The organism is Aneurinibacillus aneurinilyticus ATCC 12856, from assembly GCF_000466385.1.
Lineage (GTDB): Bacteria > Bacillota > Bacilli > Aneurinibacillales > Aneurinibacillaceae > Aneurinibacillus > Aneurinibacillus aneurinilyticus.
In genome coordinates, this window is record NZ_KE952920.1 from 51,379 (window position 1) to 75,239 (window position 23,861).

Here is a 23,861-nt window from a genome sequence, read left to right on the forward strand (position 1 = left end):
AGGGCTTCAATCGTTTTTCATCTAATTGTGTTTCAAGAAAAGACTTTCCGGCGTAAATCATGGCAAAATATCCGGCCTTTTCGATGGCATTTAGAAAGGCAACAGCGGCATCCGTCAAAACGGCTTTACTTGCCTTCTTCTTGTTCTCTTCCAGATCCAGCACAAGTGGGTATGTAATTTTCACCCCCGAAACAGTACGCAAGAAATGTTGTGCTTCTGCCTTCGCTTCTGCGACATTACCGAATTTTGCGTAGTGGTAGGCGCCAACGCGAATTCCATTCGCTAGTGCATTAGCTGCGTTTGTTTTGAAGGTTTTATCTACATAAGTGGTCCCCTCACTGGCTTTTAGGAAAACGAATTTCACGCCGTCAGCGGCAACCTTCTTCCAGTCAACCACCCCATTCCAATGTGATACATCGATTCCTTTGATTTGTGTCACAGCTTCTTCCTCCTATTTTTCAACTTTGTTCTTGATATCTCGAAGTTCTGAAATAATCAGATCGTACTTATCGCTAAATTTATCAAGCAGCTCCTGAAGCTTCTGCTCACGTTGGTCGTTATTTTTCATAACTCGGAACAGCAATACAACAAAGAGCACAGCAAAAGGTCCTTGTGTCAGAACTGGCTTTATAAGTGACAATGTTGTCTCGTCCATCCTACATCCTCCTCACCGCCTTTCCGGCGTGAAATAGAAAAGGAGCCGCTTATGCGACTCCCAAAATAAAAACGCCATCCCATTGTTGGAAAGACGTTTGTTATTCTGTAGCTTTTGGATATTGCTCATCTGTGATTGCTTGATATTGCTCTGCTGTAATTTTCCCATAAACCACAAAGTTACCTACATACATCGTATCTTCTGATTCCTTTGTATAGAGTCCCATGTCGTAGTAACGTTTAATTGTTTTATACCAATCCATTTTACAAAACCCCTTTCATAGTCAATTCCATTAATAGTGACGCTTGTTCCTGGGCAGTTTGCGTAGCCTGTGCCTCTAATTCGGTATTCTTCAAAATAAGAAACGCCGTATCACCTGCCTGTTGTTCGTTCTTTGCTTCCAGCTGGGCAACCTGCATCATAAGGGCTGCGTTATCCATTTCAAGTTGATTTATTTTTTCATCAGGTGTAGGTTTGCCTGCATCCTTTGGCGTAGAAACAAGTAGTCCAAGTTGTCCGTTTTCATCCCTCTGTTTGATTTTCATCTAGCTCACCGCCCCTAGTAATTTTTTGACTGATTTATCAACATCAACACTTGTTCGATTTAATGTCAGGCGTAGCGTAGCTTGCTGTTTGGCTACACTATTCGTTGCAATAAACTGGTCTTCGGTAATCGTTTCATCCATCGGCGCACTTGTTTTCGTAGCTGCAACATACGATTCATTGCCTCCTATGTCATGGAATGACACAGCGCTCGAAATCAAAAGTTCCTCGTTTGTCCCACGGTCAACCCAAGCAACAACTTCGTCAATCTGTGTTGACGGTACGATGTTATAACGTACATCTTCGACTAAGACAGGGGTTGATATTTGCGTAGTCCATGTACCTTTAAATACAGGTATGCGGTCTACGATATATATAGATAAAGGGTCATCAAAGTCAATTGAGCTATCTGCAAGTGTATTTACGAAAGCTTGGTCTGACCCTGTGGATACTGTAATAGGAGATGACCAATTTATTCCATCGTCTATTGATTCAATACGTTTAATCGAACCCGCTTCTACATATTCGATAAATAATTTACCTGCTTTATTTTTTGTGATAGATGCATCTTGTCCCGGTACAAGTTTCTGCACAGCGGACCAAGTAGCGCCGCCATCTACAGATTTTGAAAAACGAATGTAATCGGTAGATGTATGGGTTGTATCGGTTCCATGCCAAGCAATATAAATCTTGTTTATTTCATCTGTAATTACAGTAGACTTTTTTTGTGGATATAATTGGATGGTACTTCCGTATATTGATTTTAGCGACCATGAACCTGCATTAAATTCAGACATATAAACAATATTCGCACCACTACCCGACGTTATATTTCGAATGTGGAAAATTATTGGCTTGTTTTCCAATAAAACTATACAAGGTTCTATATACTCAAAACCTTCATCATTCGCTGTAGTTACTTGTGTAGCCTTTGCCCATGTAGCCCCTCCATCTGTGCTTTTACTATACAAAATATTATACGTATTGGTATCTTTTGTAGACCAAGCCGCGTGTAATACCCCATCTGGCGCCCATATTATACTACTACGGTTATATGTCATATTCGCATTTGTATGAACTAATACCGCCTTATTTGTTAAATCACTGTTCGTTACTGTAGTAGCATCGAAAGTTACAGAATAATGCCTGGTATTAAGGTCGGTAAAAAATACGGATACCTTCGTACCATAAGAAGTAGTTGATGGATATCCTGCCCATGAGTACGTAGGATAAGAGCCATGAAAATAACATAATTGTGACCAGGTAAGCCCGTTATCTTCAGACTTATAACAATAGATTACCCCCTGACCCGCCCCCCCTCTATTTACAGTTACGACTAACCACCCATTACTTAATCTTTGAGGTCTGTTATTTGAAATGGCAAAAACACCTGTATCAGAAATTCTGACCGCAGAACGTATAATTTTCTCTGGATATGCCCAACCGCTAAATTTAAGCGTGTGATTAATCGTATCAACAACCACAGATGAACGACAAACCATAGCCCCTTTTTTATATGATTTGGTGAGTGTTGATGTAATGATAAGCGTTGAGCCATTAATAGCCGCGATTCGTGGGCGCTCTAGGTTTGTATCATCAAATACCGTAATCTCTTGTCCAACAGCAAAGCCAGCTACAGAAAGCACAGGAAGCGTTGTACTGCCTATGGATAATTCTGCTGTTGTATTCGTTCGAGTGTTGTCCATCTTTGCAATAGAACCACCATTCCTGTCGTCAAACAAATCATAGAAAAAGCCACTTGCTCCGTCAACGCGATCCTTTAGTTCGGACACCGCTTTGAGGTTTGCGACTTCACGTTGTAATGTATATACTGCATTTACATCTACACCTGGTTTCTTTCCGTTGTACAACAGTTCCCCGTTTGTATCTTCTGTGATTTTATCCAGTTGTACTTTGTTTGCATGTGTATGGTGGATAATAGAATCAGATTTGTGTAAATTAAACTCTTCCTTGGAAACTGTATGCGCTACTTTTCCATCGATAATAACCATATTGCTATTGATAACTCCGATATCCGCTGTTTCATTGTCTTTAGGCAGTTCTAAATTAAGATTAGGTGTTAAATCGGGCATCAGACCATCTCCCTTTCTCTAACTTCTTTCCAGTTGTAATTTTTAAGAGCGCCCCATGTTTTACTTTTCACTTCGCCCCAAACGGTATAGGTGAAATAGTAGTCAATGCCAAGGTGTGCAGGGATTAATTCACGTAAAGTTTGTTTGATATCGTTCATATTAGCTGGAATGCCACGCTTACCGACAAATTTTATCTCAATAGCAAAACGCTCATAATTTTCTTTGACGTCTACCTCACCACCACTCCACGCCGATGCCACGTTTTTAATCTTTGCTACAGATACGGTGTCAGAGAAGCGCATACGGCCTATAACAACCTCTCGGCGCTCCTGTAATGGTTTAGTTTCGTCAATCGGAATACCGAATATCTTTTCCCAGTTCGCAATGCCCCATGTAGCCGTAGCGGGGTCAAACTGTAGGAATACATCTTGTCGCTGAGCCCTAACTCTGTCTAACTCCATCGCCTCTGCGTTTTTCAATTCATGGGTTAACGGATCCTTATGATAGTTTGAAGGCATTTGAGCTATCATCCGTTCTTTTCTATTCATAGAAATTCACCGTCCCAAGTACTGCAACCGAGCCGTCTGGAATCTCAATATTCGCGGTGTCTCCATTGATCGTTAAATTCTCATAGTCAATAACGTCTGGAATGTCGCCCAAAATATTTGCAATACGTGTCCAACGTACAAGCGGATCTTTAAAAGCAAGTTGTTTGAAGTATTCTAATGCCGCTGGAGAGAATTGCCCTGTGATTTTTTCTGCATCAGAATAAGACGTAGGCACCACTTTTGCTGAAACATCAATCGTGATTTCCGTTACACCTACAACAGTGATCCTCGGTCCCGCTGGCCGTACTGTTTCGATATAAGCAGCTACGTCATCGATGATACTTTGCGCTGGCGCTTTTCCGTTATCATCAAGCAGAACAACCTTAACCGAGTTGTTTCCATCCCAAACAGGATACACCTTACAATCAGATACACCACTACGGCTCATAGCCCATTGTCGGTAGTGTGCAGAGTTGCCGCTAATGCCTGGATGCCTTGCCTTCTCAAGTGTACGATTTAGAAGCGACTCTTTTGACTCTTCATCCACACCATTTGTGAATGCTTCATGCTCGATGCTATCGACGCCATGTATCGGTTCGACTAGCTGCAAAGAGTTTGCAGGAATATTTCCAACTGTACCGCCAACCGTACATTCAAAAGGAACCTCCGCTTGGCCTGATGTGATAATCACACCCTCTAACGCGATAAAATCAATCGCATCTTCTTCAATGAATTGCAAGATAGTACCGGCAAGAATAGGCGTTCCATCTACACCTTTAAACGTTACAACATTGCTTGATTTTGCTGCTGGCTTCCAATCTACACCGACCCTTCTTGACCACAATTTCATGTAGAGAAGATCCATTGACGAATTTAGAAAGCCGTTGTAGTACATATTCTGTGTGCTGATTTGCTCTTTTTGTACTTCAACGGCCGTCGGCCTTGTTTCATCCCAAGGAAACTGCCCCTCTGTCTTGTCATACCGATCATTGATATTACTTAGCATCCGATCGTGTACCTCGTCGATTTCTTCAATTTCAAAGTCTGGAATTAGCACCAGATCATCCATTTCCACTTAGCGGCACCTCCATATCAAACGATTGTTCATCAATTAGGTTTACACGGAAATGTACCGTCAATTTGTCTTCGTCTTTTTCGAATCGCCATTCTGATAAAAAAGCCACTCGTGGGTGACGGGTGGCCGATTGTTCAATATTCTCTTGTAGCTGCATACGCATATCATCAGTCATCACCCGACCGATGCAAAATTCTGTTAAAGTGCCATATTCAAATTCCTTTGTGTCTGGATAGTTAGCGTAGATACTATATTGATATTTTTCAGTTCGTAAAATCTTAGTCATCCACATTTTCAAGGCTTCAATGTCATTCACTTCGACTAGGCGACCGTTCCGAATCACAAACTCACCCTTTTCGAAGTCGAACAAGAATCCGGTGCCCAGGTCAATATCATATTGCTGTTCCTCTTGTACTTCTTCAAGAAACATATCTGGGTTCGGCATTTCGGGTATCATTCGAACCTCACCGCCCTATCTAGGACATAATAGGTTTGTTGGTCCTGAGCTGCCATCACAATGACTTCATCACCGACTTTTAATTCATCAAGATATTCAACGTCCGAATCAGATAGAGAAAACGATCCGTTTGCTACAGCAATATCATGCGAATGCTTGTATGGTGGATCAAGTTCTTGAGAAGTAGCACCTGCATCCTTTGAATGAGAAAGGCTGGCTGATGAAGACGTGATCTTCAACTTTCTTTTATGCTGGAGTAAATACTCAGCAAAAACCAACTGTGTCTTATCTAGCTCAATCTCGCCCACCTGAATTTCGATATCTGGTAATGGCTTTGTCACAGTGCCTACTTGTATCCCTACAAACACCGGATTGTTACGTGCATGAAGTTCCTCTGCCATCAAGATAGCAGCACGCTCTGGCGTTATCTCCTGCATTTCCTCACCCCTCTAGTACCGCTTCAATGTAATGTTTACTTTGTGTATCCTGTTCACCAATGTATGGTTTGTGCTCGTAATGATAAACTGTCCAATGATGCCTGTTTTACCCTCGCTGACCTTCAGTACTCGACCCGAGCGCACCTCATCGTGCCCCAGGATATCGAAAGTAGCCTCCTCATTAACTCGGTTCAGTTCACGCAAAGCTGACAGCGCCTGACGCTTTGCATCGGACAACGTATTTCCGTCAAAGGCAATTGTCTCCTGTAACAAGCCATATTTGCCCACGCTTCCAGCATCAGCCGTGCTCGTATATACCTGGTCATCTTTTGTAATGACGATACTATTACGCATTTCAGTAATGGATACAGTACGCTGAGGATTGCTGATAAACTCTAGTAAATCAAACTTCCCGCTATTGGCTGCCAACTTGACACTTACATCAAGCAGGAACGCACTTTGTCGGTCAATCACCAGCTTGCCGTTCTCCATCTGAAAGCGATAGTCTTCGCCGATTTCACGCCGTGCTTGGTACAAAATATCGTTCAAAATCTCACTGTACGTCTGTTCGTTGTATATCTTCTTAATCTTTGTTTTCATATCCGCAATATGTGCTGTTGGTATTTTAAACGGTGCAAGCAACTCCTTCACGCAAGCTGTCGCTGTCTTATCACCTTTAAACTGCTTTGTTACACGCGATTTATTCAAATAAAAAAGAGGATCGAAACAGGTAATTTCCCTCATCCTCTCAGTAAATATCATCTCGAAGATATAGCCCATGAATACGACCTTGCCGTCATTTATCAAGGTGACAATATCACTGGGTGCAATGCTGAATTTAATATACGGCGTACCAGATGCAATCGGAAGGGTAAAGTCCAACCGTTGGCCGAGTTCCTCCACAGAATCTGACCACGTAATCTGTCCCACAATCGGCGTCAGTTCAGTTTGCACACCCTCATGTATTAAAAACAATTGATGTGCCATAGCGCGTCACCTCTTCTTCCAGTCGATATGGACATGATCGTAATGTCCTTTGGTTCGCCATAAAACAAAGTATCCCTTCTTTCGCCCCCATGCTGCCAGCTCGTCCAGCTTTTTCGCATTCCCTACAACGTCGTATGCCTCATCGGTTAAATGGGCAGAAGCCTTGGCGCCGCCTATCTCTTTATTGCGCTTAGCCGAACGTCCGGCTGAACTAATACGTAATCCAAGTTTCTTGACTTGCTCGCGTACTGCTTTAGCTTGTGGCGAATCATAACCTTTACCCGGTTTACCTTTGTTGCTAGATTTTTTGCTCTCTTCCTTGGGAGGAGGCACATACTTTTCAAATTTCGGCACGGTCGGCTTTACACGGCCCGTTGCCTTCTGTACCTTCAATTGAGGAAACACAAATTCCGTCATCTCAAGCGTATAGTCAATATCTCCGCTGCCACCTTTTACTTTTGGGGTAAAGTTATCAATGGTCACACCCATGTTGATATCATAGTATGGAATCCGTAGTCGAATCGGAATCCGCCGTTTAATCCAGCGTTGCAGCTCCTCTACCCGTTTCTTGGCTGCCGCACCTTGACCGCCCCACCCTTCGAACCCGGCCTGCCCTGTCTTATCGAATGAGTACGGATTATCAGGAAAGAAGGAGGTAATAGTAATCTTCCGTACCTTCGACACACCAATAAGCTGTATCTCTCCGTTTACCGTCGAAAAGGTTTCATTTGCCATTAGTGTTTGTGGGATATCTATCTCACTCGGTAATATCGGAATCTGCATCGTCTTTTCGCCGTTATTGATACTCAAAAAAATAGAAATCGGATTCTCCAATTTTTCACCCCCAAACTAAAAGAGGACAGCCGCAGGCTATCCCTTCGAAGTCCTCACTTTATACCAACAGCTTGTTTAACTTCTTTTAGACCTTTCTTAATAGGTTCCATCTCTTCTTTGAAGTTCTTAAAATTTCGATCTATAAAACGCAATTCTTGTTGATCCTTGCTCTCTAAATACGTAGCTAAATGTCCTGCTACCTTAGCCTTTTGGAAATACGCATATGCGGTCCTATCTTTAATATCGTTTAATTTTTCTTTGATATCAGAAGGCAAGGTGTCGTCGACCTTTGTAGCATACATTTTATCTGTAATACGACTCATGTCTTTTTTTAAGTTTTTTAGTCGTTCAGCAGCTGCTTCCTTGCTAACTTTTTCGTTTTTAAAATCATCTACTATAACAATAAACTGTTCGCCAATTTTATCTGCTTGTTGTGTAGCTTTCGTCAACTCCTGTTCAAAGTTTAATACTTGTCCTTGGTACCTTTTATCACCTGATCCACCACAACCTACTAGAAACAATAAAACACCTAAAATAATCACCATTATTTTTTTACTATTACTTTTCATATTCACTCCCCCTCTCTTCCACATTTTACATAACTATTACTTGGTCGAAAATACTAAGTCATCCCATATTACTCATTGCTGATTTAAATTGCCTAAAAAAGCGCTGGAATTCACTGTCTGTGCTTCCGGAAGAAGCATGATAATGCACATGGACAGGAGTATGTTTTGTCGTTGTTGTTGCACTATTACTTACATGATTGGTTGTATTAGAAAGATACGTTGCTCTGTCCTTTCGATATTCATCAGCTTCACCTGCTGTTAATATAGCTTCGTCTTTATGGACACGAACAACCATATCATCATAAGGTACACGACCAAGACCTGTTTTAAAACCAGGAAAATTAGGAAGAACAGACTTTATCTTTTGATTTGTTGTGTTTTTGAACGATTCCCACGCTGAAACCTCACGCGGTTTTATAGTGGTGGGATTTTTATACATAGGTTGATCGTTAGGTGTTTCATCTTTTAATTTATCTATTCTTTGCCATTGTTCGTACTGATCTTTTAATATAGCTTCTTGTCGTTTTTTTGATTCCTCTAACCCTTTTTCAATTTCCCCAGAAAGTGCAAGAACAATCGCTGTTCCGGCAGCCACGGCTGCCTTTATTACAGGCCCCCCTGGAAATGCTAATCCTAGTAAAACACCAGCTAGCACTGATGCAATGGGGTCCTCTTTAATGGCAGAAATAGCCCCAGAAAGTACAGCTTTTCCTGTTTCGATTCCAATTTCAGTTCCTATCTTTGCTGTGGTAACAGCTACCTTTCGTAATTCATCCCCGCCTTCCCCTTTCATATAGGCGTCGAATTTTTTTGTAGCAATGCCTATAGCCTGTTCAAACTGATCACCAAATGATAGCTTTTCGTTCTTGAATGGTTCAAATACTTCTGCAATAGCTTTTTTAATACTAGGCATCTTTGTTTTTATATTATCTACCAATTTAGTCAGTGATTCATTAAGTGGTTCAGATCCATCTGTAAAGGCGCCAATAAACTCCCGTTTTAATTGCGTAATTTTTTTAATAAGATTATCTTGTAATTCATCGCTAGCCTTTTTAGTTGACCCTCTCCATTCTTCTAGGCCATCACGCCCTTCTATCATAGCGGATATAACTTTCTTACGCATGTCTTCCCACTGGGTACCAAACAGTGCTACACCAGCAGTATTTTGCTTTACAGGGTCCTTCATAGCTGCTAATGCTGAAATAGTAGCAAAGAATGCTTGCTCAGCCCCCTTTCCACCACCGGCAATTTTCTTTGCCATATCGTCAGCATTCATACCAATGAGTTCAAAGCCTTCAATTGTTGTTTTGCTTCCATCTTGCGCTCGAAGGTTAAATTCCTTTACTGAGTCGCCTACCTTATCCATATTCCAAGCGCCTGCTTCAGACCCTTTTAAAAGGATGCCCATCATCTGCTCAGCATTTAATCCTAATGAAGCAAACTGAACAGAATACTCGTTTAAAGTGTCCAGCAAGTCATCATAATAATCGCCCCCTTTTTGTTTACCGAATGTAATAAGATCCAATGCTTCTTCGGCCTTGAGGCCCTTAAAATTGGCTGTCATCCCTTTTATGGTTCGAGTGACTTCTTTAGGATCAAAATCAAATAACTCTTTCTGTGTCATCAATCCTTGAGTAATTACCGTTTGCCGATCTTTTGATAGTCCCTTAAGTTGTTGTCGAAGCAACGCGACAGACTCGGCAACTTGTTCATAATCTTCACCAAAACCACCTCGATACACAGTAGAAACAATATCCTGTATATCAGCCATTTGTGCTTTTGACATTCCAGTCTGGGCTTGTAATTTTGATATAGCATACTCAACTTTTGCTGTTTCTTTAAGCATGCCAGCTATTGCAGTCGTTCCAGCCGCTGCACCAGCCACAACTGCCGCCCCTAAACCAACAGCAGCAGCAGACGCAACACTAAATTGACCAGTCATTAAACCAACCATAGAACGTAACTTGCCGAACTTACCTTGAGCCTCTTGTGCCTCGTCTCCTGCTTCTTCTATGCCTCCCGCAGCGTCTTCCGCACTTTCCCCTAAGTTATCAATTTCCTTCGAGGTGTCGGAAGCTCTACGGCCTAAATCTCGTAAAGAATTTACAACCCCTTTAACTGGAGTTGTAATGTGGTCCCTCATAGAAATGACTGCCTCTACACTAAAACTAGACAAGGTTTTCTTCACCCTCCTTTTTTTTGGATTCTATTTCCACATACATGGAAGCTAGATAGAAAGCCTTTGTGTAGGCGTCTAATCCCCGTAGGTACTCTATAGCGAACCCTTTTTGTGTGTAATAATGGAGGAAGAACCAGCGCTCTTCCTCTTTAATTAGTTTTTTAAATCGTCCACCAGTCTTACAGGTCTGTTCGAATCAATCCCGGCCATACCCATCAATTTATTTACTAAAACGATAATCTCCATAGCATTAAAGAGCTTACCTACAATTTCAAAAGGGTTAAGTTTGGACACTTTGTATGCACTGTGCAGCTCGGAGTCTCTTAGATTCGGATCAATTACACAGTCATAGACCAGGCGCATGTTTTGCTCGCTAAGAGCATAGATATCCGAACTTGCTTCCCCATACATCCATTCATTAAGATAATCTTTAGCACGTTCCTCGCTCGGCTCCTGAAGTGTAACAGAAGCACCTATACTGGCAACGAAAACTTCACTTTTCTTTAACGAATGCACTTCTTTCTCTTTCTTTAATTGTAGTAAGTCCTTGATAGTCGCCTTTTTTATTTCAGGTTTCTTTACGTTTTTGTTTTCTTCTGTCATTTATATCCCTCCAAAAATAAAAGGAAGAAGGTTATCCCTCTTCCTTAATCAATTAAATCTTCAAATTCTACTGACCTTGGTGCAAAGTTAAACCGGAAATCACGTTGAATATATTTTTTCACCTCTATGTTTACAATAGGAAAATCCTGAAACCAACAATCATTTAAGGCAATTGTTTCTACTCCCCCATTATCAGGGTCGTTTGTTTGGAATACGATAGAGACGTGTGGGTCTATCCCTTTCTTCCACGCCTCAACAATTTCCCTAATTCCAAAGCTATTCACTTTATATACAGTAAATGAACCAGTACCTCGCAGCCCACTCAACTTTTCATATTCGTCCAACATTTGAACAAAATTCAGCGTATCTCGTACTGGGATTACAACAGCTTCAGCACGTTGTAATTCAAAAATTTCTATCCCGCTAAAAAACATTTTGCCCCAGGTGCCATTTATCACTTTTCCTGGCTCTAATTTCCTTGGCATTTATCTCACCTACCTCTTTCTATATTGCGATATCAAATTTCAAATCTTCCATAGCGTCAAGTGCAGATATACTACCAGAGCCAAAAACATTACTCCCAGTATTCGCTTGCTTAATCTCCGCCTCTGACATTGCACTTGTATCTTTCCCCCTCGATTCTAAGTACCGTTTCTGAGCCAGCACATCAATTTGCGCCGAGTTATTTCCTGTTGCCTCAAGTACACTCTCTGTTACAAGCTCTTCAAAATATGCATTGACTGCTCGGAAAAACATCAGCTTGTTGATATATGAGTTCACATACTTTCCAACATATTCATCTTCAAATGTGGACCGGATGTCTTCAAGTACCATGTCTAGAATCTCGACAATACGGATTTTTGAAAACTCCTGGTGCTTCTCTGCCGTGAATGTGACAAGCGAATTGACAGCCCGGCCAATCTTCACCTTCTTCCCGTCGTTGACAAGAATAAGCTGGCCGCTATCAATCGCTTCGTCTGGATCGTCAATCTCCTCAATAGAAGCAACATCAGGGAATACATAGTAGGTTGCTGAGCGCGTAAACGGTAGACCTGCAAACACGGACGCCAAGCGCACAGTAAACTCTTCAGTTGTCTTTTCAGTTCCATCTTTCATCTTGATACCGGTAGTTGTGAAGTTGATAATACCTTCATGGTCCGGCCCAGTAGCATTCGTAACAACCGCCTTGAATATTTTCTTCTTGAGTGTACGTTGGCCTTTAACAAACGCCACGATATCGGTTGTATCGGCTGCCGTCGCTTCCGGCATGGCAAGATAGTTCCAGTACATACCCTTCAATATTGTCAATGCATCGGATACAGGGGCGTCAGCTCCAATCGGCACAACAATCACCCTTGATGGTGTGCCATAAAACGCCTCTTTTACACGCTTGATGTTAGCCGCATTAAAGTCGGTATCCTTGACCTCTTCGATGCCTTTGTATATTTTCATTTCCGTTTTCGTGTCACGGACAATAAGAGCTACAATACCACGCATAGAGCGTGTAATTGCACTGACAGCCAGCGTTCTAAATACAATCTCAATTTTGGGTAGTCCCACTGCTATCCCTCCTTACTAAGATTCATAAGATTCAAATGTAGTTCCTTCATCATGTCGTATCGAGTGAAATAATCGTCTTCAAATACCAGGCTATATGCACTCACATCGAACGAAAAATGTAATGCATCGTCTATTGTCCGTGTAGTCTTGTCAAAGATACTCAGCACACGCTGACCGACGGGGAAATTCAGGCCGAAAGCATCGTTCAAGTCGTCTGTCATACTTAGGTACTCCGCGTTTGTATGCTTCTCCGTCATGTAGATGATTTTCACAGTGACACGCTGATATCTTCGATGTTCTGTCTCGTTCGAATCGACGATAGGGACCAGGTATACAAAAAAGCAGGGAAACTTCATACCCTGCTTTACTTCTTCGTCATAACGATGTTTTATTGTCGGGAAGTCCTTTTTCAGTTTCAAAAGCACGGCGTCAGATAGTTCGGATAGCCTCATGTACGCCTCTTCGTAAAGTCCTTCAACCAGTTTCGCAAATCGTCGTCAATCCACTCTTCCATTTGCTTAAGAGGGATTTCAAACATATGAAAGCCCTCTACAAAGCCAACATATTTACCCGCTTTGTTCTTGATGCGGTGACCGTACTCAATGTGAGGAGCGTAATGGACATTGGTTCCGACAACGACAACGAACTCGTCGCCTACTCGTTTTACACCGTCAACCCGGATACTATCACGTAAAGTACCACCGTTTTTTTCAGCAACCGGTGTCAGAAGCTTCACAGAAGCCAAATACTTAAAGGCCAGCTCCGTAAGCTTCTTCTCAACCGCCCTGGGCATCTCCCTGATCATACGTTGTAGTACCTGATGCTCGAATAAATCCAATCCTTTGAACTCGAACCCCATTAGGACACATCCTTTCGCGTTACAGGGATTTCTAGGTGTGACGGATAAGGGAATGGCTCTCCAGCTGTAAACTCCCGAACCCATCCATTCTCTAGCACCACAGTGATAATATCCCCGGCCTGTACGTCAACTTCAGGACGGCATAATATGAGGCTGTCGTAAACAATATCATTCGTGCTATCAGTTTGGTTCGTATTTCTTGACACACTCACAGACAGCCTACAAGGCACTGCTGTAGCCTTTGTATCTTCCCTGTGGTCTGTTGCCCCGTTTGGCTTCTCATACTCCACCCATCCTCTTATATCCATCCTGTGGGTGTACCTGGTTGCCAAGATATCCGCTGGAGTCATCGAACACGCACCACCCGAACAACAAAGCGATCCAATACAGAAATCAAACTGCCGCCTATAAGGGTGTATCCCGGCACAGGAGCGTCACCATAGGTAATAGTGGTATTTCCTTCCGTAACACTCTTCACAGGGGCATTCTGTGTGTCTGACGGTGTATTTGTCTTGTCCCTACGATAGAGCAACACAACATGGTCAATAAGTGCTGATTCAAGACCTTCAGGAAACTCTGTCCGATTCGTATAGGCCAGCATTTCCTGTTCAGTGGCTGATAACCAATAGTTCAGTTTGGCATCATAAGTGGTGTCGTCTTCTGGGATACCAGCCAACATTTTGACGGTTGCCAGTCTATCCATGACTTTTCCTCCTCAAAAGAGAAGAGAGCACCCTCTTGAGCGCTCCCTATTCTCCCATTTCTTTTTTAGTTGTCTTACGTTCTGTTACCAGCTTAAAGCCCAACCCTTTATACACCAGCTCATACGCTTTTTCCGTGACTTCGAACTCTCGTCCATCTGCATTCTTAACTTTTAGTGTTTTTGCTTCTTTCAAGGTTTCCTCCTCCTTACGGTGTAGCTGGTTTTGGTGTTAAGGCAGCGAACGCATCCTCTTTCAACGTCATAAACGCTACATGCATTGTTGCGCGTAGTGCAAACATATCCCGTTGGAAAAGGTTAATTGGTTGTCCATCTTCACCAAGAATATCAAGCGTTGCCTCTGTAGCAATCTCATACTCGATATCTTGTAAAATACCATAACGCGCATAATCCCAGTCACCTGTAATCAAGCGGGCTTTTGTATAATCCCACGACTTACCATTTACATAGCCCACTGGCAAACCATGTAGAGTGGAGGGTGCGGCCTTTGTCTTATCAGTGAAAAGAGAGTTGCCCTTCGCATCCACCGCGTTACGCATCGCTTGCTTAAAACGTCGAGTTGTAATAAAGCCATTGGGATCTCCGTCGCCATCTTCAACCATAGCGATAATATTAGAGGACTCTTCACCAAGGCCCTTACCTGTAGAATTTTCCTCTAGCTTGTTGCCAGATGCTACGATGTTTTCCCAGATGCTTTGCCCAGCAGCATACGGCGAATCATTACCGAATAGCGTCGCCTGGTCAAATTTTGTGTAGAACGCTTCAGCAATAGCCGGACGCATTTGATTAAAGAAAGCCGGAACTGTCCATTTCAAAAATTCTTTTGTAGCCGGAATAATTACACCTAGTTTTTTCGCCTCGATTTTGGCTTTTAACCAGGTTGGCTTGCTCACTGGAATCTTATTTCCTTCATCCACCCAGTAAGCACCCACACCGGAAGCTAGATAAGTAAACTCTTTAACTGGCTTTGTCATTTCTTCATACTTCGCAAGCTGCATGACAGCAGAACCACTCATGAATTCTTTCATAACAAGTGTTCCTTGCTCTGCTGGAATCGTACCTGTCTTTGCATCCATCAACAATACGTTATCTTTTAATGCCATCTTTTACACTCTCCTATCGAATACTATTTTGCGCTGCCAGTTCGGCAAGGCTTTGAACATTACTACTGGCCGCCCCGGGAATTCCGCCTTCTGGATGACGGCCATTTGCTTTAAACTTCTCCTCAACCCTCTTGTCAACATAGGTGTTAAACGCCGTTTCTAGCTTACCGATGTTTTCAAGCGTCACATCTTCATCGTCACCAAGAAAATGATCAATCACTTCAGAAGGCAGACCCTTTTCGGAAGCAACAGACAAAGCCTTATTACGTAAAGCCTCGCGCTGACGGTCTTTCTTTTCTTGTTCAAGCTGCTTCTCAAGCTTTTCAATGCGTTTTTGCTCCTCTGTTTTTTGAGGGTTACGTTTATTGACCTCTGCCTCGATCAGCTCTTCCAAATTGTTAGCCTTCCATGTTTCCAGGCTCTTTGTGAAGTGCTGATCAAGTTTAGGCTGCATCAGCTTTTTACCTTCCTTCGACTCAAGATAACTACTAACTGCATCGACCGTCACAAATCCACTCACAAATGATTTAACATCTGCATTATCCTTGTTCTCTTCCAAGAACTTTTTGATCTCTTCAAGATTCACTGTTTATTCCTCCCTGTGCCCTCACAGTTCGCGCCTATGAGTGCAAAATAAATAGCCCAGTTTTATGCCGTGTGGCAGGGCAAAATAAAAAAAGCCCTATTCGGACTTTAACCAAGCAAAATCATTATCTTTTAAAACTTGATGCAAAATGATACTGACACGGTTAACAAAATCCTCGTCTTGTTCTTCGAATCCAGCTTCTTCAATACAAGCATGTAGCATTTCATGGATAAATGTCTGATGTTGTTTATCCATTGACATATTTGATTTAATCCGTATCAGGGCTTTTTGATAAATGCACTCACCCATATCACCAGGATCGTTATTTAATTCCTCTGCCTTTTCGACTGTATAATCAACACCAACAATCTTAATTTTATCCGGCAACATCATTTCACCCCTCCCTCTCATCAAGCGGCCAACTTCGGCAAATATTGTTTCTTCCATTGCTCATAATTTATATCAGCAGGAATGCGGATCGGTTTACCTCTCGCATCTCGCGCCAAGCGTAGCCCCTTCGTGCTTTCAAAGTACGGGATTGTCGTGCTGCGGCAGAAAGGATGCAACGGCGGGCAATTCACACCTATCTGCTTGTCAGCAAGGTCAAACACCTGGTTGTCCATTTTTTGACACGCCTTGCTTGTCTTCCTGTCCAGCGTGGCAAGGAACTGGTATTTCTGTATGCCTGCCTCCTCATACGCCTTCATAGACGCCTGATTTGCCACGTAGGAGCTTTCTGTGCGTACCAAGCGCACTGCATTGGCATAACTGGTTTCCATGCGCTCAGCGACAGCCTTTGAGGTCTGCCGGATATCTTTGCCTTGAATAAAAGCCTGCGTTATTTCTTCCTCAAGTACCTGTGTAAGTCGTTGTCGATCCTGCCAGATACGTTTTGAATAATTGGCACCGCTCCACGGCGTTTCTAGAATGGTCTGTACGGCCTGTTTATTCAAAACAGTGACCGTTGTTGCCATCCCTAGCCCCTGTTGTACGGCGAATGTCGTCTGATAGTAGGAGTCGTCAGCACTCTCTTCTAGGTGCTCCTCAAAGATTTCTTCCTGCTCCTGCTTCAGTTCAGCAAACTGTACGTTGATTTGTGCCATGAGCTGTTCCATGCGAGTCACCCGGGCACGTGCTGACAAGGTGTTTAATTCAAGCAACAGAAGTTTGTCACCTGTCTTCTCAATGCGCTCAATATATTCTTTGATATCCATGCGCCATTGCTTGAACTCGTTTTTGTTGAGGTACACAAGGGCCTGCTGGTATGTCATGCCATTCTCGCTACCATATCGGGCCACAAACGCCGTAATTTCCCTTTCGATCTCACGCTTAGACTTACGATAAGCCCGAAAGATTTTTCTTTCAGTGGCCGTTGTTCGCTTGATATCAGCGCCTGTGATTTCCTCCATACGTTTGTTCCAGTATTCCGAGGACGGCAGGGTTACTTTCTCGTCACTCATGTTGTATCACTGCGTCATATATTGATTTCAATGCACACCATTTATGAAAAGCAGAATCGCTCTCTAAACCAATCTTTGCGACCCTTGCAATGCCGTCCATTTCCTCAGCTAACCCAATAACAAAGTCATGTGTTAATTCACCAGATTCGCATATGCTTTTTACCTTATCAGCCAAACTCATAGAATCCCTCCAATTACCAAAAGAGCTTATTCAGGAAATTGATAATCGTCTTGCATCCGTTTCGCTTTCTCTTCCCTTTCCTGTTGCATCAGCCACAGCTCATCATCTGGGTTTTCAATAAAAGATAGCTGCGCGATGCGTGTTCTATCTGAAATCGTACCGACAAGCATCGAATTTGCTTGCGCCTCGTCCAGGATATGTTTTGGAAAGGTCCGACTAAACGTCATATCAACGTCAAGATAATCAAGCATGATATTTTTCTTTCTCCACGCCGATGCTAACACCTGGAACATTTCCCTGAAGCCTTTTTTCATCTTGGCCTCTGTAGTTGATGCCTTGTTTTCTAAGTTTTGCAGTTTATAGCGCAGTGCAGGGCCTGTATGATTGCCGCCAAAATACCTGTCTTTGAAGTTAATTCCGCCTACTACGTTCCATAAGTCCTCTTCCAAGCGGTCCAAGTGCTTCTCTATAAACTCGGTTGCCATCTCTTTTGTTAGGAACTGGGCGTTTACGCTGTTTCCATCTGGCAATTCTAGTACACCCGTCTGCTTCAGCTTTTCAAGTGCATCGTCTTCCAACCTAGCGCCCGTGATAAGCAAATAAGCGAGTCGAAATTGCTCAATCTCGCTATTTACATCGCTGACAGTGCGATCATATGCATCGATTAATTCTAGGGCGTTCTGTGCATCCCCCTGCCACTCATCGTTATTCGGGAAACAAAGTAATGGTACGTAATCAAACAAATGCTCTTTTGGCTCCCCTAAAAGAATGTACTCGCCTGAATTCGCGTCTTTCTCATAGAGGTAGATAAAACGGTCATCGTAAAACTCCGCGCGCTCCACAGCCTTAATCTGGCCGTCTATGAACCTGTTAATTGTGTAATAGCGTAGTGCATGTGTAACCTTCTCCCCATCTGGCGAGATAAACGCGACATCAAACGGTAGTACGCTTTTTGCCCGTTCTTTACCTTCAGGACATACATACATCAGCAAAGCACCATAAGAGCAGATTGACGCCATCAGGCATGTTCTCACAGCCACATCATGGAACGAGTTGCGCCGCATAAAGTCGTCAATTTCCGCCATCGCCCGCTCTCGTATTGCCTCGTTGCCATTCTCTTCATCCGTGTTATACGAAAAAGACACCGGCTTCCCCATCATGTACCCGACCTTCTGGTCAATGATTAGGGAATAGGTGTCCACGTTGATTTTATTATTGATTTTTGTATCTTCCAGCTCACCGAGCTTACGTGTCATAATCGGCACTTGTTTGGCTTTATAGCGCTGGTATGCTTCTAACATTTTCATTCTTTTTGGTCGGTGTTTATCAATCAGCATCTTAATGAGCATCGGACTGACTTCTGTTCCCTGTAAATCCAAAAACAGCATGATTTCACCTCCTCTTAAATCTTGATACGATGGCGTTTGAAGCCGTCGTTTGCTTTGATGGTATTCTGTGTCATCAAGTCCTCACAGCCATACCGGATAGCATCAATCAAGTGATTGTCCTTATCCACTGGAACGGGCAACACATTGCCGTATTTGTCCTCTTTCCACTTGTACTTTTGGAACTCTAGCTTAGCATTCACGCAACGCACATCAATGATGATCTTCTGCCGTTTTAGCCAGTCGATACCGAAATTCACACTATCTGGTCCTTTCTTAGCTGGAATGGCCCGTACACCAAATTGACAAAGCTCCTTGATAGATTTTGGCTCTGATGAATCACAGGTTACTACTTGCCTATCAATAATTTTCTTTACTTCTTCAGCCAACAGGTCATTGGTCAGCTCCGTCATGTACAGCTCGTCCAGAATATAAAGCGTTTTGCGCTTGCGGTCATAATGCATGTGTGCCAGCGCATTCGGATCGTCGGAGAAACCGAAATCCAGACCATTGTTGAATCGGTCGAACGTTTGCCGGATTTCTGACAGGTCCTGTACTTCCCAATTCTTGAAGATGACATTCCCAAGCACGCCCCAATTTCCAAGCGTATAAACCTCGTAATAATACTTGTCTGTTTCTTCCTCCAGTGCGCGGCGGTCATCCTCTTCCAGAAAGTCGTTGTCCTTGTACGTTGTTTTAAGAATAATGACTTTTTCATCTCGATAGAAGTTCTTATCATCCTGCCAGCCGCTGAAGTATTGCCTATAAATCCAATGGTCCTGTAGCACAGGGTTAAACGAGAGAATCAAACGCTTAGGTACGACAGAACGACCACGCAGACGCTTGTCCAATTGTTTAACAGCTTCATACTTTGTCTCAGTAGCTTCTTCTACCCAAACATCTGTGATAACGCCATCGATGGGTGTTACCGATTTGATTTTCTCTGGGTCATCCAAGCCACAGAAAAGGATTTGCTTGTTATTCAATAGACAAGTGATAACTAGGTCAGACTTGTTGATATCGAAGTATGGTCTTAATCCCATCGCAAGAATCGCTTTTGTAATCTCATTGAACACAGAACGCTTAATGGTGTTCATGACATTCCTGACAATCAAGTAATTCCTATGACCTTCTAGGACATCCAAGACAGTACGTTGTGAGAGAAAGAAGGATTTCCCCGATGATGAGCCACCGAAGAAAAGCTGATAGCGTGTATTATCTTGTAGAAACGGCAAATACGCTTGATTAATCGTTACGTCGATGTTCATCTTTCGAACCCCGTACATTGATATTAATTTGCAGGTCGCCTGATTGCTCAACCTCTTGCTTATCACGCCATTTATCCGGCCTACGATTCTTCAACCAGAAGATTTGAGCTGTAGTATCTGGTTGGACTTCTTTCACAACCTCCTTAATCGGGACCATTTCAAATATCCAATTCCCTTCTTCATCCTCCATAATGTTGCCGAATTCATCTTTTTTAGGCATTCGCTCTTTCGTTACTTCTACGTATTTGTAACCTAACGCACGCTTTAGCAACGCATTCTCAACCTCAATGTCAACAACTTCCTTTCCCTTTTTTAAGGTGTAAGAAATGTCGGGATAGCGCTTTTTCCAATCGTAAAGCGTTTGACGGCTAATACCAATGTTTTTAGCTATCTGCTCATCTGTGAGCCCGTCACGCGCCCAGCCTTCTAATAGTGTTAGTCCTTCTGGCGTTATCCACTCTTGCCATCTTCCTTTTGCCATCTACATCACCACCCACCTCCGAGGCAAAATAAAAAGCACCCCCTAAGGATGCTTTGTCGCTTGCTTTATTGTTCATACACCATTCTTCCAAGTTGATTGATTTTCTTAAGTGCATCAAGTGACCAACGATTTTGCCCTTCTTTTACTTCTTCGAAGAGTTCTTCCTCTAAACTAAAGTAGTCTTTCTTAAGCCAGGACAACTCCCAAAGATTATGAAACTTGTTCCCTTCTCCTGTGCGGTCCAGTCTAACTGTACATTCCTTACACCAGATTAAAAAGTCATCTATTTTATCATGATAACTTTTACCCTCTACCATGATATTTCCTGACCAATCCGTTAACTCTTTCCCGCATTCATCGCATTTCGGACATTTATGTTTCAACATATATAATCCCCCTTTCTGCCTAATACCATTCGACAAAAGGAGATATTTTCCTGCAATAAAAAAGACCGCTCTTCCGGAACGCCTCTTCGCTTATCTTCTAGCACCTACTATAGTGCCGCTTCTAAAGCAAAATAAAAAGCCGAGTGAACTTTTCATCCGACCGCGCATTTTGCCGTTATTCTGAGAAACTACTCAGTATTTATATTCTCGTTCTTCTCCGTCTCTTTTTAACTTGCCCCATGCTACCATATTATCACGGAAAAAAGCGTTTTTGTTCCCAATGTTTTCCCGTTTTTTTCCCACCTTTTTCCCACTTTATTCCCACCCTGCTAAATGTGCATATTTCTCAAGCGCTCGCGGCCTCCATCGGTAAAAAACACTTTTAGAAATACCCATTATCATAGTGATCTCTTTCCACGACTTCTTTTCGATATAGTGGAGTCTCAGCAGATCGGCAAAATGTGCATACTGCTCTTTCATCACCTCCAGTACTTTATCAATTTGATCTTTTTCTGCCTGAAGGTCCTGAAACTTGGCCACACGTTCTAATACCTCCGCAAGATCATCTCGCCGCCCTGCTCGGGCTTCCACCACTCTTGAAATCTTCTGTATCACTTCTTGTAGGGATTTCTCGTCTTCTTTATTTACAGGCCTGCATTCTTGTATGACTTTAAGTTGCGCTCGGATCCCTGTTGGGTGCGAGTGATTAAGCAAGTAGGTATTCACTGTTTGCTCTAGCTTCTGTTCTTTCATAGTCAAATACATATACCTTGGCATTCCACGTAGCTTCCGATGAAGATCCTGTAGGTGATCGTCTTCACTCAATCGGCTCACAGTAATACCATTCCCAACACTGTATGTCTGGAGGACACGAAGCCGATTGACAATATCTTGATAGCTTGATAACTGTGTAATAACAAGCTGTTCAACCCTTGGTGTGATCGCTGCGTTTATCATACTACTCTCACCCTCTCTATTCTCGCTTTTACTGCTTGCATTAGTGCTTCTTGTCCATCTGCTTTTCGTTCCAGTGCAATTACAGCCTCTTCATCCATCGTATCCTCAGCTACTAACCGCATGACTACAATTCGTCGTGTTTGGCCTTGTCGGTGTACCCTGGCATTTGCCTGTTGGTCCTCTTCTAAGCTCCATATCTGGTCAAACCATACAACAGTCTGGCAGCTCGACTCCTGAAGATTCAGGCCATGTCCGGCACTTTTCGGGTGTAATAGCAGAAGTGGTATTTGGTCATTGTTCCAATCAACTATATCCTGGTTCCCGTCTTTACCCTTTCGTAAAATTCGGGCTTGTGGGAATCGTTCTTGGATACGGGCTAAACTATGCTTGAAGTTATAAAACACCATCACAGGCTTTCCTTGTGCTGCCTCGATGATATCCTCTAGTGCGTCCAGCTTTGCATCATGGATTAACTTAATTCCTTTTTCCTCGTCATAAACTGCACCTGAAGCCATTTGCAAAAGCTTGTTGCTCAAGACAGCTGCTGTGGTAGCAACGACATCTGCATCCTGATAAGGTAGAAGCAAGTCCCGTTCTAGTTTTCTATACAAATCCCTCGCTTTATCAGACAGCCGAATTTGTACGATGCGATCAATCCGTTCCGGGAGCTCCAGCCAATCATCAGCCTTCATACTTACAACAATGTCGCTGATTGCGTCGTAAATTCTCTGTTCGGCTTCCTTCTTCTCATGCCATTTGTAGACAATATGCCCGCTACGCTCTCCAGGGACAAAATATCGATCACGAAAACTGGTGATTGTTTTGCCTAATCGCTCCCCTTGGTCCAACAGATAAATTTGTGGCCACAAATCCATAAGGCTATTTGGTGCAGGTGTCCCAGTTAAACCGATTAGGCGTTTCATCATCGGCCGCACTCGCCGCAACGCTCGGAAACGTTTGGATTTTGGGTTTTTAAAACTACTAAGCTCATCAATTACGACAGTCTCAAAATCCCATTTGGTACCCAGCTCACCCACTAACCACTCAACGTTTTCCCTATTAATCACATAGATATCCGCATCAGCTTTTAACGCTTTTCGGCGTTGAATCGCACTCCCAAGTACTTTACTAATTCGTAAATGTTGTAGATGGTCCCACTTCTCAACTTCCCTTGCCCATGTATCATCTGCTACTCGAAGAGGTGCAATTACTAATACTCGACTTGCGTCAAAGTAATCATTCAGTAACAGGTCAATCGCGGTCAGCGTAGAAACTGTTTTCCCTAAGCCCATATCTAGCAAGAGGGCTATATAATTCGTATCTAGAATCTGTTGTGTAGCATACTCCTGGTATTGGTGTGGTTTATATTTCACTATCAAACATCTCCTGTAGAAATGACAAAATATCCTGATTTGAACTTAGGCAGTAGAACGGGACACCTAAATCCAAAATTTGATCGGCTCGTTTTCGTTGCAGGGCCCTTAACTTCTTACCAGGTGCTTTCATTTCTACAAAAGCAACCCTTCCCCACGGAGCCATAACTACTCGATCAGGGACACCGGTAGTCCCAGGTGATGTGAATTTCCAACAAATCCCCCCGCGCTTTTCAACCTCTAAAACAAGTTTTTTCTCCAAAGTCGACTCACTTGGCTTTTTAAATGCGTCATCCTCATACATCTTCCAGGTATATTTGAAAGCAAGTATTTCCCCCTCAGATGCCTCGATGGCCTTTATTCGTGCCAACAGGGCAGCTTTATGCCCCCCGAGAGGGAATTCATCATCTGCGGAAATCCGTCTAGCAAGATTGCCTACCGGTGACCCTTCATCTATCCATCGACAAATCCAATCTTTATAATGTTGCATGTATAAAACCCTCCTGTTCAGATGTTCACTCTCCCGCGTATATGTGCATAAATCGTGCGCAGCATAGGGGT

33 protein-coding genes are annotated in these 23,861 nt (G+C 42.9%); all 33 read right to left on the reverse strand.

What is annotated here, in order from left to right; all coding sequences use genetic code 11:
• Nucleotides 1-439 (reverse strand): glycoside hydrolase family 25 protein (locus HMPREF0083_RS25575; protein WP_021624896.1); only part of this gene is annotated, 439 nt, incomplete at its 3' end.
• 12 nt (nt 440-451) lie between these two features.
• On the reverse strand, nt 452-655 hold the full coding sequence (locus HMPREF0083_RS25580) for a BhlA/UviB family holin-like peptide (RefSeq protein WP_021624897.1): 204 nt from the start codon (nt 653-655) through the stop codon (nt 452-454).
• A 100-nt stretch (nt 656-755) separates the two neighbouring features.
• Nucleotides 756-917, reverse strand: coding sequence for an XkdX family protein (locus HMPREF0083_RS27660; RefSeq protein ID WP_021624898.1), 162 nt, complete (start codon nt 915-917; stop codon nt 756-758).
• 1 nt (nt 918) lies between these two features.
• Nucleotides 919-1,200 carry a hypothetical protein gene (locus HMPREF0083_RS25585; RefSeq protein WP_021624899.1) on the reverse strand — a complete coding sequence of 94 codons (282 nt, stop codon included), beginning with the start codon at nt 1,198-1,200 and terminating at the stop codon, nt 919-921.
• Nucleotides 1,201-3,291: a sialidase family protein gene (locus HMPREF0083_RS25590; protein WP_021624900.1), complete on the reverse strand. Its 2,091-nt coding sequence runs from the start codon at nt 3,289-3,291 to the stop codon at nt 1,201-1,203. It lies immediately after the preceding gene.
• Complete coding sequence (locus HMPREF0083_RS25595) at nt 3,291-3,839, reverse strand: putative phage tail protein (protein ID WP_021624901.1); 549 nt, start codon at nt 3,837-3,839, stop codon at nt 3,291-3,293. Before HMPREF0083_RS25595 ends, HMPREF0083_RS25590 begins: the two co-directional genes overlap by 1 nt.
• A complete protein-coding gene (locus HMPREF0083_RS25600; protein ID WP_021624902.1) occupies nt 3,832-4,908 on the reverse strand; it encodes a baseplate J/gp47 family protein in 1,077 nt (358 codons plus the stop codon). The genes HMPREF0083_RS25595 and HMPREF0083_RS25600 overlap by 8 nt, the downstream gene beginning before the upstream one ends.
• Nucleotides 4,901-5,371 (reverse strand): DUF2634 domain-containing protein, encoded by a 471-nt coding sequence (locus tag HMPREF0083_RS25605; protein WP_021624903.1) that lies wholly within the window; start codon nt 5,369-5,371, stop codon nt 4,901-4,903. The genes HMPREF0083_RS25600 and HMPREF0083_RS25605 overlap by 8 nt, the downstream gene beginning before the upstream one ends.
• On the reverse strand, nt 5,368-5,808 hold the full coding sequence (locus HMPREF0083_RS25610) for a DUF2577 domain-containing protein (protein WP_021624904.1): 441 nt from the start codon (nt 5,806-5,808) through the stop codon (nt 5,368-5,370). Before HMPREF0083_RS25610 ends, HMPREF0083_RS25605 begins: the two co-directional genes overlap by 4 nt.
• Nucleotides 5,809-5,820: 12 nt before the next feature.
• Nucleotides 5,821-6,795 carry an XkdQ/YqbQ family protein gene (locus HMPREF0083_RS25615; RefSeq protein ID WP_021624905.1) on the reverse strand — a complete coding sequence of 325 codons (975 nt, stop codon included), beginning with the start codon at nt 6,793-6,795 and terminating at the stop codon, nt 5,821-5,823.
• 6 nt (nt 6,796-6,801) lie between these two features.
• The gene (locus HMPREF0083_RS25620) at nt 6,802-7,629 is read right to left on the reverse strand and encodes a D-Ala-D-Ala carboxypeptidase family metallohydrolase (RefSeq protein ID WP_040305127.1); all 828 of its coding nucleotides are present in this window, start codon (nt 7,627-7,629) and stop codon (nt 6,802-6,804) included.
• A gap of 53 nt (nt 7,630-7,682) precedes the next feature.
• Nucleotides 7,683-8,198: a hypothetical protein gene (locus tag HMPREF0083_RS25625; RefSeq protein WP_040305129.1), complete on the reverse strand. Its 516-nt coding sequence runs from the start codon at nt 8,196-8,198 to the stop codon at nt 7,683-7,685.
• A 58-nt stretch (nt 8,199-8,256) separates the two neighbouring features.
• Nucleotides 8,257-10,386 (reverse strand): phage tail tape measure protein, encoded by a 2,130-nt coding sequence (locus tag HMPREF0083_RS26810; protein ID WP_148316072.1) that lies wholly within the window; start codon nt 10,384-10,386, stop codon nt 8,257-8,259.
• Nucleotides 10,387-10,530: 144 nt separating this feature from the next.
• On the reverse strand, nt 10,531-10,980 hold the full coding sequence (locus HMPREF0083_RS25635) for a phage tail assembly chaperone (RefSeq protein ID WP_021624909.1): 450 nt from the start codon (nt 10,978-10,980) through the stop codon (nt 10,531-10,533).
• A 44-nt stretch (nt 10,981-11,024) separates the two neighbouring features.
• Nucleotides 11,025-11,465, reverse strand: coding sequence for a phage tail tube protein (locus tag HMPREF0083_RS25640; protein ID WP_021624910.1), 441 nt, complete (start codon nt 11,463-11,465; stop codon nt 11,025-11,027).
• Nucleotides 11,466-11,484: 19 nt separating this feature from the next.
• A complete protein-coding gene (locus HMPREF0083_RS25645; RefSeq protein WP_021624911.1) occupies nt 11,485-12,540 on the reverse strand; it encodes a phage tail sheath C-terminal domain-containing protein in 1,056 nt (351 codons plus the stop codon).
• 2 nt (nt 12,541-12,542) lie between these two features.
• Nucleotides 12,543-12,992, reverse strand: a complete 450-nt coding sequence (locus HMPREF0083_RS25650; RefSeq protein WP_021624912.1) for a phage tail terminator family protein — start codon at nt 12,990-12,992, stop codon at nt 12,543-12,545.
• Nucleotides 12,989-13,399: an HK97 gp10 family phage protein gene (locus HMPREF0083_RS26815; protein WP_021624913.1), complete on the reverse strand. Its 411-nt coding sequence runs from the start codon at nt 13,397-13,399 to the stop codon at nt 12,989-12,991. Before HMPREF0083_RS26815 ends, HMPREF0083_RS25650 begins: the two co-directional genes overlap by 4 nt.
• Nucleotides 13,399-13,707, reverse strand: coding sequence for an ABC transporter ATP-binding protein (locus HMPREF0083_RS28915; protein WP_167331608.1), 309 nt, complete (start codon nt 13,705-13,707; stop codon nt 13,399-13,401). Before HMPREF0083_RS28915 ends, HMPREF0083_RS26815 begins: the two co-directional genes overlap by 1 nt.
• Before the next feature lie 38 nt (nt 13,708-13,745).
• Complete coding sequence (locus HMPREF0083_RS25665) at nt 13,746-14,102, reverse strand: head-tail connector protein (protein ID WP_021624915.1); 357 nt, start codon at nt 14,100-14,102, stop codon at nt 13,746-13,748.
• Between the two features lie 46 nt (nt 14,103-14,148).
• Nucleotides 14,149-14,295, reverse strand: a complete 147-nt coding sequence (locus HMPREF0083_RS28580; RefSeq protein WP_021624916.1) for a hypothetical protein — start codon at nt 14,293-14,295, stop codon at nt 14,149-14,151.
• A 13-nt stretch (nt 14,296-14,308) separates the two neighbouring features.
• Nucleotides 14,309-15,223 carry a phage major capsid protein gene (locus tag HMPREF0083_RS25670; RefSeq protein WP_021624917.1) on the reverse strand — a complete coding sequence of 305 codons (915 nt, stop codon included), beginning with the start codon at nt 15,221-15,223 and terminating at the stop codon, nt 14,309-14,311.
• Between the two features lie 13 nt (nt 15,224-15,236).
• Nucleotides 15,237-15,809 (reverse strand): DUF4355 domain-containing protein, encoded by a 573-nt coding sequence (locus HMPREF0083_RS25675; protein ID WP_021624918.1) that lies wholly within the window; start codon nt 15,807-15,809, stop codon nt 15,237-15,239.
• Nucleotides 15,810-15,905: 96 nt separating this feature from the next.
• Nucleotides 15,906-16,202, reverse strand: coding sequence for a hypothetical protein (locus HMPREF0083_RS25680; protein ID WP_040305134.1), 297 nt, complete (start codon nt 16,200-16,202; stop codon nt 15,906-15,908).
• Between the two features lie 17 nt (nt 16,203-16,219).
• Nucleotides 16,220-17,269 (reverse strand): minor capsid protein, encoded by a 1,050-nt coding sequence (locus HMPREF0083_RS25685; RefSeq protein ID WP_021624920.1) that lies wholly within the window; start codon nt 17,267-17,269, stop codon nt 16,220-16,222.
• On the reverse strand, nt 17,262-17,450 hold the full coding sequence (locus tag HMPREF0083_RS25690) for a hypothetical protein (protein WP_021624921.1): 189 nt from the start codon (nt 17,448-17,450) through the stop codon (nt 17,262-17,264). The genes HMPREF0083_RS25685 and HMPREF0083_RS25690 overlap by 8 nt, the downstream gene beginning before the upstream one ends.
• 26 nt (nt 17,451-17,476) lie before the next feature.
• Nucleotides 17,477-18,838 carry a phage portal protein gene (locus HMPREF0083_RS25695; RefSeq protein ID WP_021624922.1) on the reverse strand — a complete coding sequence of 454 codons (1,362 nt, stop codon included), beginning with the start codon at nt 18,836-18,838 and terminating at the stop codon, nt 17,477-17,479.
• A gap of 14 nt (nt 18,839-18,852) precedes the next feature.
• Nucleotides 18,853-20,103, reverse strand: coding sequence for a PBSX family phage terminase large subunit (locus tag HMPREF0083_RS25700; RefSeq protein WP_021624923.1), 1,251 nt, complete (start codon nt 20,101-20,103; stop codon nt 18,853-18,855).
• Entirely contained in the window at nt 20,081-20,584 is a 504-nt protein-coding gene (locus HMPREF0083_RS25705; protein WP_021624924.1) for a helix-turn-helix domain-containing protein, read from the reverse strand. Before HMPREF0083_RS25705 ends, HMPREF0083_RS25700 begins: the two co-directional genes overlap by 23 nt.
• 65 nt (nt 20,585-20,649) lie before the next feature.
• Entirely contained in the window at nt 20,650-20,970 is a 321-nt protein-coding gene (locus HMPREF0083_RS25710) for a hypothetical protein (RefSeq protein ID WP_021624925.1), read from the reverse strand.
• Nucleotides 20,971-21,285: 315 nt separating this feature from the next.
• A complete protein-coding gene (locus HMPREF0083_RS25715; RefSeq protein ID WP_021624926.1) occupies nt 21,286-21,927 on the reverse strand; it encodes a hypothetical protein in 642 nt (213 codons plus the stop codon).
• The gene (locus tag HMPREF0083_RS25720; protein ID WP_021624927.1) at nt 21,924-23,300 is read right to left on the reverse strand and encodes a DEAD/DEAH box helicase; all 1,377 of its coding nucleotides are present in this window, start codon (nt 23,298-23,300) and stop codon (nt 21,924-21,926) included. The genes HMPREF0083_RS25715 and HMPREF0083_RS25720 overlap by 4 nt, the downstream gene beginning before the upstream one ends.
• Entirely contained in the window at nt 23,290-23,790 is a 501-nt protein-coding gene (locus tag HMPREF0083_RS29990; protein WP_021624928.1) for a VRR-NUC domain-containing protein, read from the reverse strand. Before HMPREF0083_RS29990 ends, HMPREF0083_RS25720 begins: the two co-directional genes overlap by 11 nt.
• Between the last annotated feature and the right edge of the window lie 71 nt (nt 23,791-23,861).